Genomic DNA, 15,354 nt, shown 5'->3' with positions numbered 1-15,354 from the left:
AGATAGAGAAAAAAGACCGGAGCCCAGCATCTGCCGGCAAACCGATCTTTTTCGCAGTCCATCCTGAGTTCTGTTCTTATCATCCGGCTTTACCCATCCATTCTCACTGTCAAAACAATGAGTCGGCATGCTTAAGCGATCAAATACTTCCTCTTAATCGCCCGGTTCACATATTCCGAGCAGAGCAGCATCAGGACGATAAGCAGCAGCGAAACGACCGGAAACAGACCGATTCCCGCTTGGGAAGCAAGCAGTCCGAACAGCGGCGGAAGGAATGTTGTCCCGGTATAAGCGACAGCCATTTGATAGCCGATAAGCTTCGCCGAGTTTGCCCGACCGAAGCGTACTGGTGTCTCATGAATCAGACCCGGATAGACCGGAGCAAAGCCAAAGCCGATCAATACGAATCCGGCCAGTGTAATTGCGCCTGGCAGCGGAAGCAGCAGCAGCACAGCGCCTAAGGCCGAGATCAATGGACCCACCAGAATAAGAATACGATTACTGACTTTCAACGTAATGAAGCCGGTAATCAATCGGCCAATGGTAATACCACCGTAGTAGAGCGAGATCCACCAAGCCGCAGTTTCTGCTGGAATTCCCCGTGCACCGACGAGAAAGCTTGCTCCCCAAAGTCCGACCAGGGTCTCAACTCCGCAGTAAAAAAGGAAGGCCAGCATCGACATCTTGACGCCGGGCAGCCGCATAGGCTGCGCGGACGGACGGATATCTTCTTCGCGATCAGTCTTCGCCGTGAATTTATTCGAACCTTTGACTGAGGCGTCCGAATGATGAGGTCTCGAAGAGGCACGAAGCATGCTGCGCTGTGCAGCGACTTTCTTCCAGAGCGGCAGAGTGGCAAGCAGAATGGTAACAAGAGCAACCTGGATGATAGCGACGGCCGTATAACCCGCTCTCCATGAATCGTGCTCCTTGATAAAGTAAGAAATCAGCAGCGGCCCTCCTGTTGCGCCTACCCCCCAGAAGCAGTGCAGCCAGCTCATATGATGGGCTTCGTAATGCGTGGCAACATAATGGTTCAGCGCCGCATCGACTGCTCCCGCCCCAAGTCCGAGCGGAATCGCCAGCAGAGCAAACCACAGCAGCGACGGTGCGAACGAAAAGCCCAGCAGCGCCGCCGCAGTCATCAGACAGCTGATCAGCGTGATCGGACCCGTACCGAGTTTGTCGATCAAGCGTCCGCTTGCCAGACTTGAGACAATAGTGCCTCCCGCAACAATCATAGCCAGCATACCCGCCGCTTCCAGCGGAGCGCCGAGATCCGGCCGCATAACCGGCCAAGCCGCCCCCAACAGAGAATCGGGCAGTCCAAGGCTGATAAAAGCAAGATAAATAACGATCAAAAACCAGGTTGCCATAGCTGCCATCCTTTCGCTTCCATGTTAAGAAAGATGCTTGAGCAGATCGTGTTTTTTCTGAAAACTGCCACTTTTTCAACGATCTGCGGCTGTACCGGCTGTATATGCATGTTCCATAGTATATCCGCGCCTCTATCAGACGGCAACAATATCCTTTTTCCGTATCGAAGAACGATAAAGAAAATCCGATGGTAAATGTTCCAAACACATCAAAAAGCGGCTCTCCCATAGGAGAACCGCTTTTACCAAGATCAACTTCAAAAGCTTGAAACTATTTCTTTCCCGCTAAGCCCATACTTTCGTTGCAGCCTTCCGACCAAACGTAACGAAGTACAGTACGGCAGCAGCAGCGATCCAGATTGCAAAAAATCCGAAAATGCTGCCGAACGTTCCTCCATCTCCACTTCGTCCGTCCAATACCAGACCAAGTACGGATGTGCCGACAGCTCCGGCAATAAAGCTGGACATCATGTAGATGCCCATGCCGACTCCGGTCTGCGGTCCACTGAGCGTACGCGATACCGTATTGGCCAGCGTAATCTGGGCGAACGTTAATCCCGTATTGACAACGATCAGCAGCAGGGCAATCGGCCATGATCCCATACCAATATAAGAGAACAGGACGATATAGCCAGCCAGCTGCAAAGCAAAAGCCCAGGCGAACAAAAAGATGTTGCCCTTCGCATCGGCAATCCGTCCGCCTACAAGTCCGAGCAGAGCGGCAACGACCGCTCCCGGGAACATCACCATGCCCGTTTGGAGCGAATTGAGTCCGTTCACCGAGCTGAGCAGTTGAGGAATCAAGTAAGGCACGCACAGATTCAGTGTCAGTACCATACAGCCAATGATCAGACCCATCGTGTATTTACCGATCCGGAAAATGCCGGGATCAACGAATGGCTGATTGGCTCGGCGAATGCGCCAGACGAACAGCAGGAACGCAGCCAGTGTCGCTGCGGCATATCCCCAGCTGCGTCCCGTGATAGACAGCAGCAGCAGAGCGATCGTTGCGGCCAGCAGAACGCCGCCGGGAAGATCCGCTTTACCAGGAATGGAAGGTTCCGTCTTCAGATACCTGCGGAAGAACGGAAGAGCGATCAGCACAAGCAGCGAGATCGCGAACAGAAAGCGCCAGCTGGCAAAACCGAGCAGAAATCCGGCAACAATCGGGCCGATCGCAGTGCCGAGCGCCATACCCGCCGAAGTGATGCCCAGTGCTCTGCCCCGCTGTTCGGTAGAAACGTAGCGAATTGGGATCAGCATCGAAGAAGCCGGGATGACCGATGCGCCAATCGATTGAAAAACACGTCCCGCAATAATCATCCCGAATCCGGTTGCGAACATACCAACAAGCGATCCGACGGCAAAACAAATCAATCCGAACGTAATCAGATTTTTAAGACCAAATTTATCGGCAAGCTTGCCGTAAGTAACCGATCCGATTGCATAGACGATAATATAAGCCGTCACGACCCAGCTGACCTGCGATGAGGAAAGTTCAAATTCCTGGCGCAGCACCGGCAGGGCGACGTTGAACATGGTCGAGTTCATGACGGAAATGACCATAGCGAAAGCGAGCACCCCGATCAGGGCGAACGATCCCGAGTTGTTTTTGGCTGTTGCGGTGTTCATGCAGCTTCCCTACTTCCGGTCAAGAGGAGATTTGGCTACCACGTTAAGATCGAGATTTGCCATATTCGCCATAACGCGATCCATGCGAAGCGGTCCCGGAACTGCAGGGAAGGTGTAATGTTCGTAAGGCTCGCCGAGCGTACGGAAGAACGGCTCGAACAACCCGGATGCCAGCAGGCCGGCGACTTTGGTATAATGGGTGTCCAGCCGGTAAGCGTGAACCGTTCCTGGCGGTACGTGAAGGAAGTCGCCTGGGAACAGAACGATCTCTTCGCCGTTCGCCCACATCGTCATCTGCCCCTGCAGACAGAAGAATGTCTCTGTGTGATGCTCGTGATAATGCTCGACGATCGGGTCACCTTTCGGTCCGTCCGACAGAATAAAGATGTAATCGCCGTTCGTGTTTTTCTGTGAAGCGACAAGGCGGTGAAGCTGATCGCCTGTCAGCAGACGTTCGCCTTCTCCGTTTTCAATTACGTAAGGAGCTGCCGTGCCCGGGTTATTCGCATGATCAGCAGCGATTGCAGTTCCCCATTCTACTTGCTCGCCGGTGAATCGAACGTCGGCCGTACGGGCTGCCCGCTCCAGATGTCCGTCATCGAAATTCGGATGAGCTTCTGCCGGCGGTTCTACAAAACTGTAGGCATCGCCGATCGTGCGGTACATGTTCGAGACCCCGCCCGGAACCGTATAGGAAGCGAAGGCGTTACGATGTCCCATCAGACGGTAAGCATGCTTCGTGCCCGGCGGAATATGTGCATAGTCGCCGGCTGTCAGCAAGTAGTAATCTCCGTCGAGCATCAGTTCCACGCGACCCTCGAGTACAAGGATCGATTCGTATGTGTTCTCATGCAGGTGAACAGGGAACTGTTCGCCTTTGCCCCCGGCAATCGTTGCGAGTTCGAAGACCCCGCCGCTGCTTACGGCATCGGCAATAATGGTAGCGACTTGGCGTCCGAAGACATAGCGTTCACCGTCTCCTCTGCGCAGCAGATAAGCCTTACATTCTTTTGGCAGTGTTGTTTGAAATTGAGTCATAATTGTGCCTCCTCTGGCTGATTTCTTTCAAATTTTAACGAATATATCTTCTTAAAAATACGGGAAAACCCGCCTTTCCTTGGGCAATTGCGACCCACACATTAAAAAGGAGGAACATTTTGAATCACGAAAAAAAACCGTTTTATATTGATTATGCATTTGAAAACGGACTGTCCATGCACCTGGAGTCTGTTGATGTGCTAGAAAAATATCCGAAACATGCCCATTCTTTTTGTGAGATCATTTATGTGCTGCATGGGAATGGAGAGCTGATCCTTAACGAAGGTACTTTGCCGGTATGCGGAGGAGATCTCTTCTTCATTCCTGCGGGTGAAGAGCACTGCTTCCAGGCTGCGGATACCCACGATTCCAATCTGCGGTTGATCAACTGCATTTTTGAACAAAATCTGTTGAAGTCTACGGGCAGCGATCATCCGCTCTTCGGAGAACTTGAGGAACTGAGCCGCCTGTTTCTTGGTCTCGACCGATGTCTCTCCGTTCGGGATCAATCGTATGAACTGGGCCGGGTTCTTCATGCATTGGAACTTAATCTTCGGCATAAGCCGACCGGCTACCGCTACAAATTGTTTATTATACTTATCGATCTGCTGGAGCGAATTCGGCGTGCAGCCCATCTTTCGGACGATCCCCTTCAGCCTGCATATTCCGGCAGTCCTGCAGCCGATCCTGTACGCTGGACAATCGATCATCTGACAGCCTGCTACAAGTCTCCGCTGTCGTTCGAAGAACTGGCTGCCCAGGCTTTGATCAGCCCACGTCATCTCCAACGGAAGTTCAAAGCGGAAACGGGTCTTACCTTTATACGCATGCTGCAGGAAATTCGTATTCGCCAGAGCTGTGAGCTGCTGCAAAGTACCAATTGGAGCATTCAAGAAGTCGCTCGTGAAGTGGGAATCGAGGATATGAAATACTTTTACCGGCTGTTTCGCGAAAAATGCGGTATGACTCCGAGCGAATTTCGCAGCGGAAAGGAGCAGCACTGAGCAAAGCTGTGAAAGGGCATAGCGAAGGAAGTGCGGAGGAAGATTAGCGAAGACAAAGCCGTTTCGTCGTTTATGTACGCACCTTAATTCAAGCAAAAAAAGCTCAATGCCGCGCGTACTTAGGCATCGAGCTTTTTTTCATTTTCTCTTTTTCTCTTCTTTTTTCGTTGAAAACAAAATGAGTTAGCCGGACTGACCAACAGATCCGGAAGTATTGATTGAGACCATCCCTCGAACAAATCTTCCAATTCGCCGAGCGGCTTCGCGCAGCGCTGCTTCATCCCGGACGAGCGAAAAGCGGACGTAGCCTTCCCCCTCGCTTCCGAAAGCGCAGCCTGGAATAGAGCCAATACCTTCGCTCAGCATAAGTTCTCTCGAGAACGCCTTCGACGACCATGAGTCGTCCATCAGCAGCTTCTCAGGCAGACGTGCCCAGACAAACATGGTCGCGCCCGGCTTGCGCACCTGCCAGCCTTCTTCGGCCAGCGCTTCGACAAAAACGTCACGTCTTCGCTCGTAGATCGGTGCAACTCCTCGGTCGCCATCAGGAGCCGCCATTGCCTGTTCCAGAGCGAATACAGCGGTCTCTTGTATCGGCTCGAACGCCCCAAAGTCGATATGTCCCTTCAGTTCGCGCAGCGCGCCGACCGCTTCGGCGTTTCCGGCCATAAATCCGATACGGCAGCCTGCCATGTTGAAGCTCTTGGAAAATGAATGCAGTTCGACCGCTGTATCGAGGGCACCCGGTATTTCAAATATGCTGAGCGGGCGATAACCGTCGAAGCCCATTTCTGAATAAGCGAGGTCATGGACAATCAGCACGTTCCATTTCTTCGCCAATGTCACCAGTTTCTCGAGAAAAGGATAATCGGTCAGCGCCGCGATCGGATTACCAGGGAAATTCAGCAGAATAAATACCGCCTGCTCCCATACTTCGTCCGGAACGGCATCCAGGTCGGGGAGAAAATCATTTTCTTCCCGCAGCGGCAGCAGCCAGGGCGTTACACCGGCAATAGCCAACGATCCAGCATAGATTGGATAGCCGGGATTCGGCAGAATAGCCAAGTCTCCGGGATTGCAGATCGCCTGTGCCAGATGCGCCAAGCCGTCCTGCGAACCGAGCAGCGGCAGGATTTCCGTATTCGGGTCAATCTCAGCGCCGAAGCGATGTCTCATCCAATCGGAACAGCGTCCACGGAACTCTGCCGTTCCCCGGGTACCGGGATATTTATAGGCACTCTCGCGCAGGACCGCTTCGCTCAGCTTTCCTCGAATTGCTGCCGAAGGGGCTTCGTCGGGCGCGCCGATTCCGAGATTGATAATGTCCTTGCCGGATCTTTCCGCTTCTTCTCTCCATCCCGCTGCTTCGGAGAAGATGGACGAGCCCATGGAACCAAGCTTTTCGGCTCTCCAGGAACGTTTCTCCTTTTTGGGCGAATCGTCATTCAGATCTTTGATATACCAGGCATCACAGGCAAAATGCTCGGATCCCTCCAACGGCCCATCCAGCTCTACAAAGCCGTTTTTACGATAAAATCGGTTGGCCGCATGCATGCTGCTCAGTGTCTCCAGATAGCATCTCTGGTAATGCTTCTTCGCAAAATCGAGCGCGATGCGAAGCAGTCGTCCGGCTATTCCCGTTCCGCGGGCTTCTCCATACAAGTACATTTTCTGCAGCTCGCATACTTCGGTCGAACCCGCGTAAGGGGCAATACCGCAGCCGCCAATAATCCGCCCACCGTCCAGTACGACCCAATAAGCCCGATTATGATACGGTTTTTCACCCTCGCGAGCATTGTATTCGTGGTACAGATCGCTCAGGCCGGGATCTGCCCATGCCAATCCTTCACGGTTGCCTCCGAACTCGATCAGGCATTCCCGGATGACGCGCTCGATGGCTGCGTTGTCTTCAGTACGTATCTCTCTAATTTCCACTCCTTCGACGCCTCCTCGATCTCTGTATGTCTTTTATGCTTGCTTCGCTCTATCGAGCATACACAGGAATGACCGGACAAGGCAAGACCCCATCGGTTTATGAGCCTCTAAAGATGCCAAAAGCGGCTGACCCAGGGGCCGCCGCTTGATCTGCTTCTTCGTCAGCTCTTCCATGCCAACTGAGAACAAAATCACCAAAATATCTAATTAGTGAAACACTTAATTATTGACGTACCGAATCTCCAAATTACCGATTTTCGGAAAGCTCTTTGCCGTAGATCACATCGAATACCAAGCGACTGGCTTCCGAAATGCGTTCCCGATCGCTGTTGTCCAGCCAAGCGATCTCCTCGATCTCCGCCGCAGGCAGCAGTTCTCCTTCGTATTCGGCCGTATAACCGACCATGCGGACGCGCACGCCGGCTTCTTTGCCATCGGCCTGGGCTTCAAAAACGCCGAATGGCTTGGCCGTCTCTCGCTTGATTCGAACGCTTAGCTCTTCTTCGATCTCGCGTGCCAGCGTTTCAATATCGCTTTCTCCCGGCTCCCGCTTGCCTCCAGGGAAATAATAGGTGCTTTTTCCTGTGGAACGCACGTTAAGCACTTTGCCATCCCGGACCAGAATCCAGGCCACTTTGTCGATCAGGAACGAAGGCGGATTTTGTGTTTTTCGCTGCAGCCCATTCTGCGATTCGTTAATTCCCAAACTTTTTCCATTGTTCATAGTAGTATCTCCCCTCAATTGATGCACGCCTGCATACATGCACGCCGCCCTTATTGCTGCAGTGATTTCTTCAGTGCAGAAGAAGGCTGCTGTACTTCTTCCTGCTTCTTTTTCCCGCCAAACTTGAAGACGTAGATACCGCCGATGATGACTGCAACGCCGGCCAACTGCTTCCAGTTCATCGGCACCTTCTCAAGTCCCAGCCAGCCCATCGAATCGAACAGCAGGGCAAAGCCCAATTGGGCGGTCAGCGTAATCGAAACGGAAAACGTAGGACCCAAAATTTTGACGCCCAACACTAGACAAATGACGACACCTACGCCGATCAATCCGCTGAACCAGTACCAGGGCTGCATATGTTGAAGGTTAAACGTACGTCCTCCTTCAAAGATCAAACTGCAGACCAGCGAAGCCAGAAATCCCATTCCGAGCACCCAAGTTGTTGTCGCCCAGGAACCCATATGCACATCGGTACGGTTGTTGAATATCGTTTGCAGAGCGACCATCGCCCCCGCAAAAGCTGCCAGCAGCAATCCCAACGCCATGTTATTCCCTCCTCATTGTTCGATTTTCATTTTTAAAATCTTTCGAATCTCTTTCAATGCTCATACAAATTCCTGCCGGCCAGCTGCTCAAGATGTGTGCGATCCCGTACATGCAAATAGCCCCCGCTCCGTTCGACCATTCCTTCTTCCGACAGCTTGCGGATCACGCGGTTCAGGTGTCGATAGCTTGTACCGATCAGATTCGCCGTGTCGGTCAGCTCCGATACGGATAGCCGCCCTTCAAAACCTGCGTCGCTCTCGTCATAGCATACGGACAGCAGATAACTCGCCAACCGAACTTCCACCGGATACATGAGATTAAAACTGAGGAAGTCCGATTTGATATAGAATTTTTTTGTAATAATATCCAGCATAAACCGAAGCAGCGGCGCATGATCTTCTCCCCAGCGCTTCAGCATTTTGCCGGAAATTCCGATTACCGTGACGGGTGAGACCGCTTCTACCGTATTGATAATGTTCAAATCCCGAAGGTACTCAATATCTCCAACAACTTCCGGCGGATTCTTGAACGAAATGACCAGCGTACGCCCTTCCGGCGACGTCGTATAAATTTTGATTTTGCCTTTTACAAGTACATACAGCATGTCCGCCTGTGCGCCTTGCGTGCACAATTCTTCCCCCGGATCGAAGGCATACAAGGAGAGATGCGGACGCAGCGGTTCATGAAATATGGTCTCCAGCCCATGCTGCGACAAGTAGGCTTCCAGCAAATCGTGTTCCTTGATTTCTCTCATCCCGCAAGGCTCCTTCGCTTCAACTATCGTTTTGTCCGTCTAATCTGCAGAACCAGCTTCCATCTGCCTTTTCATACGGTTTATAGTTTCATAATCAGCACGCCGCCGATCATCATTACCAGCCCGATCAGCTGCGGAGCACCCATTTTGCTCTTGGTTCTGCCGAACCAACCGAAAGCATCAATCATGAACGTGACGCAGAGCTGAGCAATCAGCAGCGCCGAGATGGTAAAAGTTACACCGATCGTCTGAATGGCGGTTACCTCGGTATAAATGATCACCGCACCGAATGCGCCGCCTGCCAAATACAGCGGTTTGACTTTGCGAAATCCGCCAAGATCGCCGTCCCGCACGAATAAATAGATCAGCAGCGCCATAATGAAGCCCGTAAACTGCGTAACCGTCGCCGCCTGCCAAGTCCCAATATCGTGACTGATCCGGGAGTTGGCAACACCTTGCAGTGTAATGCAAGCGCCGCCTATAAAAGCAAATAATATGCCTCTAAACACTGTCTTTGCCTCCGTTTCCTGTTTCGGCATTTCTTTTCAAAAAAGCTTCGCCGAATTCTTTTTCTATTATACGTACAGAGAGACGCAAGCCGTGAAGGACATATGTCCCAAATTTTAATATTTACATAAAAAAAGCTTTTTCCCGTTCGAGAACGGAAAAAAGCTTTCTTACTTGGCTGTATGAATTCGAACTTGACTGTATGGATCCGATCCTGTAAAAAATCGTCTGAACAAGATCAGCTTGTACAAAATCACGGAAATTCCCTCAATCGGCAGCAGCCGCAGAGGTCAAACGATTGCTCAAAAATTCGCTGACTTTACGCGTATACAGCGGTTTGTTGACCAAAAACGAATCGCCGTGCCCTGCTCCTTCGACAATCAGCAGTTCTTTGTCCGCAGGGCAGGCTGCATACAGCTCGTGCACCATTGATGTCGGCACGAATTCGTCGTTCGATCCGTGGACAAACAGCATAGGTGTCCGGCAGCGGCGCACTTGATTAAGCGCAGAAGCTTCTGTAAACGAGTATCCGGCTTTGACTCGAGTCAATGCCTCGGTTGCCGGAAGCATTGGGAAAGTAGGAATTCGGTACATCCGCTTCATCTGGTAGGCTAATTCATCGCGGACCGACGTGTAACCGCAGTCTTCGACGATTGCTTTGACGTGCGGAGGAAGATCTTCCCCGCTCGTCATCATGACGGTCGCTCCTCCCATCGAAATGCCGTGCAGCACAATTTCGGCTTGTGCTCCGTCCTGTGCAATGATCTGCCGAATCCAGCCCAGATAGTCGATGCGCTCAGGCCAACCATAGCCGATATAAGTCCCTTCACTGCGTCCATGTCCCCTCGCATCGGGTAACAGGATATTCATGCCGAGATCTTCGTGATAGAACTTGGCTACTCCGCTCATGATCGAAGCATCCCCGGAATATCCGTGGGCAAGAATAGCCGTTTGTGCCGTCTGCCGCTTGGCCGGCAAATAATAGGCATGCAGCTTCAAGCCGTCTCCCGAGAGCAGAGTTCGATCTTCAAAGTCCCGAGTGTCCCACCATTCGCGGCTGGAAGTCGTTTCGGTCTGCACATCAGGGTTCGGCTGCAGACCGGGATCGGAATCCAGAAAATTTTTGGGTGCACGCGCCACAGCCAATTTGTAGAAATAAAAGCTTCCTGCGACGACAGCGGCAGCCGGAATAGCAGCCACGCTGAGCGCTGTCAGAAGGGCTTTGGATGTTTTCATACGAAATCTCTCCTTTTTGGTCGGGGGTCCTGCAGAAGCAGCAGGCAGCTTAACGGCGTGTAATACGCGTCAAAGCATTGATGATTCCCATATGCTGATTCATATGTGCCACGTTTAATGTCAACAGATCGCCGAGCGTTTCCGCTTTAGCAAAATTGTCTAGGTTGGCGAGCGGCTCGTCCAACTTATCGGCATAAGCTTCACGGAACCGCGCCGGCAGCTGCTCCAGTTCACCGATCAGTTCGTCCCACGCCGGCGGCTCGCCCTGCCATTCGGCCGGCTTGGTTCTCGCTGCAAAATAGACTGCATAGGTCTCGGGGAAAACCAACTCTCGTCCGGAGAAAGTGTTCACGACACGGTCGCTGATCGCCAGAATATGACCTAACTGCCAGTGAAGATTGTTGTTGAATCCTTCCGGAATCGTTTTTCTTGCTTCTTCCGGTACATCTTCCAAATACTTCAGAATACTGGCCTGTGCTCTGTCCATCAGTTTAAATACGAAAGCTTCCGTCATGATTGCCCTCCATACCGCATGGCGAAGCCTTTAACGAGGCTTACGGTCATGCTATTTATTTTTGATAAACTCACTTCTTCAGTATACAACTTCCTCTTTCGGACGAGCAACGCGCACTGCGGCTGTTTCAATTGTCCTCTGGTTGAATAAATGGTAAATAGAGTCTCTATTTGAATTTGAGAGGAGCTTTTCGCTTGAGCGCAAACGAATCTCCAAAAAATGCCCTGTTCACACGGGAATTCAGTCAGAATCCTTATCCGGTCTATGCCCGATTGAGAGAAGAAGAGCCGATTGCCAAACTGATGTTTCCCGATGGTCAATTCGGCTGGATGATTACCCGATACGAGGACGCTGTCGAAGTATTGAAAGACAATCGATTTATCAAAGATATGACCAAAATTTACGGAAGCACAGGGCAAAGCATTTTTACGAGCAACATGCTGTTTTCTGATCCGCCGGATCACCGCAGACTGCGAGGGCTTGTTCAACAAGCCTTTACGCCCAAGCTGATTGAAGGTATGCGCGAACACATTCAGCAGATTGCCGACAAACTGCTGGATGCTGTGGAAGGACGCGAACATATCGAACTGATCGATGACTATGCGTTTCCCCTTCCGATTATTGTGATCAGTGAAATACTCGGCGTGCCTACTTCGGATCAAGACAAATTCCGCATTTGGTCAAACTCCATTATCGGAGCTTCAAACTCTGAAGGCAGCTCCGAGGTATATCAGCATATGCAGGAATTCACGGCTTATCTTGGTACTTGGTTCGAGAAAGTTCGGCGCGAGCCCGGTGACGACCTGATCAGCCAACTGATCGCTGCTGAAGAAGCCGGCGAACGGCTGTCGGAACAGGAAATTTACGGAGTCGTTTCACTGCTGATCATTGCCGGACACGAGACAACGGTCAATCTGATTGGCAATGGTATCATTTCGCTGCTGCAGCATCCTGAACAGCTGCACATGCTGCGCGATAATCCGGACTTGATCAAAGGGGCGATCGAAGAAATGCTGCGTTACAACGGACCGGTAGAGTTCAGCACCTCCAGATGGGCCGGCGAAGATCTGGAATTCAGGGGGCATTCCATGAAACGCGGCGACTTGGTCGTCGTCGCGCTGGATTCCGCCGATCGGGATGGCAGTCAGTTTGACGACCCGGATCTGTTTGATATTACCCGCGAGCGCAGCCGACATCTGGCCTTCGGCCACGGTATTCATATGTGCCTCGGCGCTCCGCTCGCCCGGCTGGAAGGGGAAATTGCCGTCAACACGCTGCTGCGCCGCTTCCCGAATATTCGTCTGCGCGAAGACGCCGGCAAACTTGAATGGCGGCCCGGCATGATTGTCCGCGGGGTCAAGGAAATTCCGCTGTCGCTGTAACCTCGAGATTATTATAGCTTTGAAAACGAAAAGCCTTCCGGCAAATGCCAGAAGGCTTTTTTGAATAGAATCTCCGTATTCGCTATTTAATCAAGATCCTTGCCGTAACCCTAAAGATCCATGTTACAGCTATTCATTTCATATAAAATTTATTCCATAAAGACGACGCGATTTTTCCCTTCGCGTTTCGCTTTCATCAGCGCCCGGTCAGCCTGGGCAATGAAGTGGGTAAAACGGCAATCCGGGCCCGGCTGCATAACGGCTCCGCCGATACTAACCGTAACGTAATCTTCGCCTTCCACTCCTTCGTCGCGGCTCATCTGCAGTCCAAGAATGCCTTGGCGAAGCTGTTCAGCCAACTCTTTGGCCCGGCCGGCATGTTCGCCGTCCATACGCAGCATAAACGTACCTCCGCCCATTCGGGATACTTTCGCTTTATACTGGCGTCCGAACAGATCTAATACCTGTGCAACGTTTTGGATGCACAAATCTCCGCCCTGCAGGCCATGTACCGCGTTGTAGGCACGGAAATCGTCGATATCGATTTCGAGTAGAGCAATTGGTGCCCCGCCGGAGTCTGCAGCCCTCATCCAGTCCTCTTCAAGAAGCTCTTCAAAGCTTCTCCGGTTTGGAAGATCGGTAAGCGGATCGGTCGCCATATAATTGCTGAGCTGATCGGTAATACTTGTATACTCCGTCCGCTGCTCATCCGTTTCGGCCATTTTCCGTGCAATCAGCATAACGGAAGGGCGACCGCTGTGCGATACGGCGGCCAAAGTAACATCAAGCTGAAGCGGCTCGCATTTGACGCTTAAGAACGCCTGGTTTCCGGACACGAATGCAGATGCGTCGCTCTCCAACTGCTGCAGGAGCTTGCGCATCGGCTCACGCGATTCTTCCAAAATGAACGGGAGGACATCCCGATGAAGCAGCTCTTCCTTGTCGGTTTCTCCCAGCAGCTTCGCCGCTTGTTCGTTGCAGTATACAATACGCCGATCCGTAATGGTCAAGAAAGCGACCGGAGAAAACTCCATAAGCTGCAAATAGCGCTGTTCATTCTGTCGCAGCATACGCGAGTTTTGCAGCGCCTGCTCTTCCGCCCGCTGCAGCTCATTTTTAGTCTGAGTATCAACGACCGCACGAAGTTCAAATACGGCGTTCAACTCTTCCGGCTTCCAATCCAGCGCGGTCGACTGAACGACTTCACGCCATTTCTCGAACGATTTGCGCGGAGACAAACGAATACCGTCGTCTTCCTGAATAACCGCTTTGGCCGGATCGCCGGCCCAATCCACGAACTGCAGGATCTCCGGCCTGAACCAGATCATATAGTTTTGTTGACCCGGAGACATGGCGACGTACAGGGCGCCGGAAGCCTTCTCTTTATATGCTGCGGCAGCCGGGAATTCTAGACTCAATCTCGACGTCTGATACGTATAATTGTGTACCTTACCGCTCATCCATCCGGCCAGTTCACGTACTTGTTGAGGCGTGGGAGTATCTCCCAGAAGCAGCAGCTTATCGTTATAGCTGACAGCAGCTCCGGACGCGCTCATCATCTGCAGCAGACGTTCTTCGGACGCATACAGCTCTTCCGTCACATGAAACGGACTGGAGTTGCCTGTAAAGATCTTGGCAATTTTCGACGCTTCGCTCCGCAGTCGCAGCTCGGACTGATAATTGTCAAGCTGCTGACGCTGATACAGCTCGTTGGAGAAGAATGCGCCGAGGAAGTTGCATAGATTGCGAATCCGGTGCGAGACGTATTTCGGCGAGTAATGGTGGCAGGTAATCATGCCCCACAGCTTGCCGTCATGAATCAGTGAAATCGTCACGGTTGCGCAAACGCCCATATTTTTTAAATATTCAATATGCATAGGCGAGACACTGCGCAGCACAGACAAGCTGAGATTGAGAGGTCTACCGGTCAGCGGCTGAACCGTCGGAATGATCTCGACCGGCGTATAATCGACATCCACAATTGTTCTTAACCAGTTGCGCAGATACAGTTCGCGTGCCTGCTTGGGAATATCGGATGCCGGATAATGGTGACCGAGAAACGCTTCCAAATTCGCCTCTTTCGCTTCCGCAATCACTTTGCCGTTCCATTCTTTGTCGAATTCATAGATCATTACTCGGTCATACCCGAGAATTTCCTTGACTTGTTCGGCTGCCATTTGACTGGCCGTATACCGATTGGCGCTTTGCTTAAGCTTCACAAAGAAAGTACGAATCCAACGAAAGTCGTCTTCACTGTCCTTTTCTTCAGATTCGTATTCAAGCTCCAGAATAAGCAGTCCTTCACTTTCATGAGCAACGGCTGTGAAATGTACAGGCATCCCGTCCACTTCGATTTGAATTTTCAAATATTGAAGGTCGGAGGAAGCAGCAGCATTCAGATCCCGTTTGACGAGATCCATCATCACCTCGCTGCCGATCAGATCGGCAAGTGGGGTGCCGAGAAGTTCTTCCGGCGTGCGGCCAAGAAAGCTGTCGGTGTTACGACTGCATTGAACAATTTTTCCGGTTGGGGTTCTCCGCGCTGCCAGAAGCACTCCGTTAGGTTGAATCATCCCGGGAATATGGATGGGTTCTTTTTCGCAGTTCGTTAAGTCGATCGGCTCGTCCGTAACGTAATCACCGCTGGTAACCAGCGAACGATTCAAGGCCTCATTTTCGGAAGTCAAGTTGGTATTGGGCATAACT

13 protein-coding genes are annotated in these 15,354 nt (G+C 51.8%); 2 read left to right on the top strand and 11 right to left on the bottom strand.

Features of this window, described 5'->3' with window-relative positions; all coding sequences use genetic code 11:
- Positions 1-131: 131 nt before the first annotated feature.
- From F456_RS0106735 to F456_RS0106725, 3 genes are all read right to left on the bottom strand, one after another.
- The gene (locus F456_RS0106735) at positions 132-1,376 is read right to left on the bottom strand and encodes an MFS transporter (protein WP_026293701.1); all 1,245 of its coding nucleotides are present in this window, start codon (positions 1,374-1,376) and stop codon (positions 132-134) included.
- Positions 1,377-1,661: 285 nt separating this feature from the next.
- Positions 1,662-3,008, bottom strand: a complete 1,347-nt coding sequence (locus tag F456_RS0106730) for an MFS transporter (protein ID WP_018976242.1) — start codon at positions 3,006-3,008, stop codon at positions 1,662-1,664.
- Between the two features lie 9 nt (positions 3,009-3,017).
- Positions 3,018-4,049 carry a quercetin 2,3-dioxygenase gene (locus tag F456_RS0106725; protein WP_026293700.1) on the bottom strand — a complete coding sequence of 344 codons (1,032 nt, stop codon included), beginning with the start codon at positions 4,047-4,049 and terminating at the stop codon, positions 3,018-3,020.
- 116 nt (positions 4,050-4,165) lie between these two features.
- Between F456_RS0106725 and F456_RS0106720 the strand changes: the two genes are divergently transcribed.
- Positions 4,166-5,050, top strand: a complete 885-nt coding sequence (locus F456_RS0106720; RefSeq protein ID WP_018976240.1) for an AraC family transcriptional regulator — start codon at positions 4,166-4,168, stop codon at positions 5,048-5,050.
- Between the two features lie 183 nt (positions 5,051-5,233).
- Here F456_RS0106720 and F456_RS21960 read toward each other — a convergent pair whose 3' ends face one another.
- From F456_RS21960 to F456_RS0106685, 7 genes are all read right to left on the bottom strand, one after another.
- The gene (locus tag F456_RS21960; RefSeq protein ID WP_018976239.1) at positions 5,234-6,985 is read right to left on the bottom strand and encodes an aminotransferase class I/II-fold pyridoxal phosphate-dependent enzyme; all 1,752 of its coding nucleotides are present in this window, start codon (positions 6,983-6,985) and stop codon (positions 5,234-5,236) included.
- A 247-nt stretch (positions 6,986-7,232) separates the two neighbouring features.
- Positions 7,233-7,709 (bottom strand): NUDIX hydrolase, encoded by a 477-nt coding sequence (locus F456_RS0106710; protein ID WP_018976238.1) that lies wholly within the window; start codon positions 7,707-7,709, stop codon positions 7,233-7,235.
- Positions 7,710-7,759: 50 nt separating this feature from the next.
- The gene (locus F456_RS0106705; RefSeq protein WP_018976237.1) at positions 7,760-8,254 is read right to left on the bottom strand and encodes a DMT family transporter; all 495 of its coding nucleotides are present in this window, start codon (positions 8,252-8,254) and stop codon (positions 7,760-7,762) included.
- A gap of 53 nt (positions 8,255-8,307) precedes the next feature.
- Complete coding sequence (locus F456_RS0106700) at positions 8,308-9,009, bottom strand: Crp/Fnr family transcriptional regulator (RefSeq protein WP_018976236.1); 702 nt, start codon at positions 9,007-9,009, stop codon at positions 8,308-8,310.
- 80 nt (positions 9,010-9,089) lie between these two features.
- Positions 9,090-9,548, bottom strand: a complete 459-nt coding sequence (locus F456_RS0106695) for a DMT family transporter (protein ID WP_051086705.1) — start codon at positions 9,546-9,548, stop codon at positions 9,090-9,092.
- A gap of 235 nt (positions 9,549-9,783) precedes the next feature.
- Positions 9,784-10,752, bottom strand: coding sequence for an alpha/beta hydrolase (locus F456_RS0106690; RefSeq protein WP_018976234.1), 969 nt, complete (start codon positions 10,750-10,752; stop codon positions 9,784-9,786).
- 49 nt (positions 10,753-10,801) lie between these two features.
- Entirely contained in the window at positions 10,802-11,266 is a 465-nt protein-coding gene (locus F456_RS0106685) for a DinB family protein (RefSeq protein WP_018976233.1), read from the bottom strand.
- A gap of 194 nt (positions 11,267-11,460) precedes the next feature.
- Between F456_RS0106685 and F456_RS0106680 the strand changes: the two genes are divergently transcribed.
- Positions 11,461-12,648 (top strand): cytochrome P450 family protein, encoded by a 1,188-nt coding sequence (locus tag F456_RS0106680; RefSeq protein ID WP_018976232.1) that lies wholly within the window; start codon positions 11,461-11,463, stop codon positions 12,646-12,648.
- 149 nt (positions 12,649-12,797) lie between these two features.
- Here the strand turns inward: F456_RS0106680 and F456_RS0106675 are convergent, their stop codons facing one another.
- Positions 12,798-15,350 (bottom strand): diguanylate cyclase domain-containing protein, encoded by a 2,553-nt coding sequence (locus F456_RS0106675; protein WP_018976231.1) that lies wholly within the window; start codon positions 15,348-15,350, stop codon positions 12,798-12,800.
- Positions 15,351-15,354 lie beyond the last annotated feature (4 nt).

Origin of the sequence: Saccharibacillus kuerlensis DSM 22868 (genome assembly GCF_000378145.1) — a bacterium.
In the GTDB taxonomy this organism is placed as follows: domain Bacteria; phylum Bacillota; class Bacilli; order Paenibacillales; family Paenibacillaceae; genus Saccharibacillus; species Saccharibacillus kuerlensis.
The sequence above is the reverse complement of the archived record's forward strand: the minus strand, read 5'-3'. Positions and strand labels throughout refer to the sequence as shown.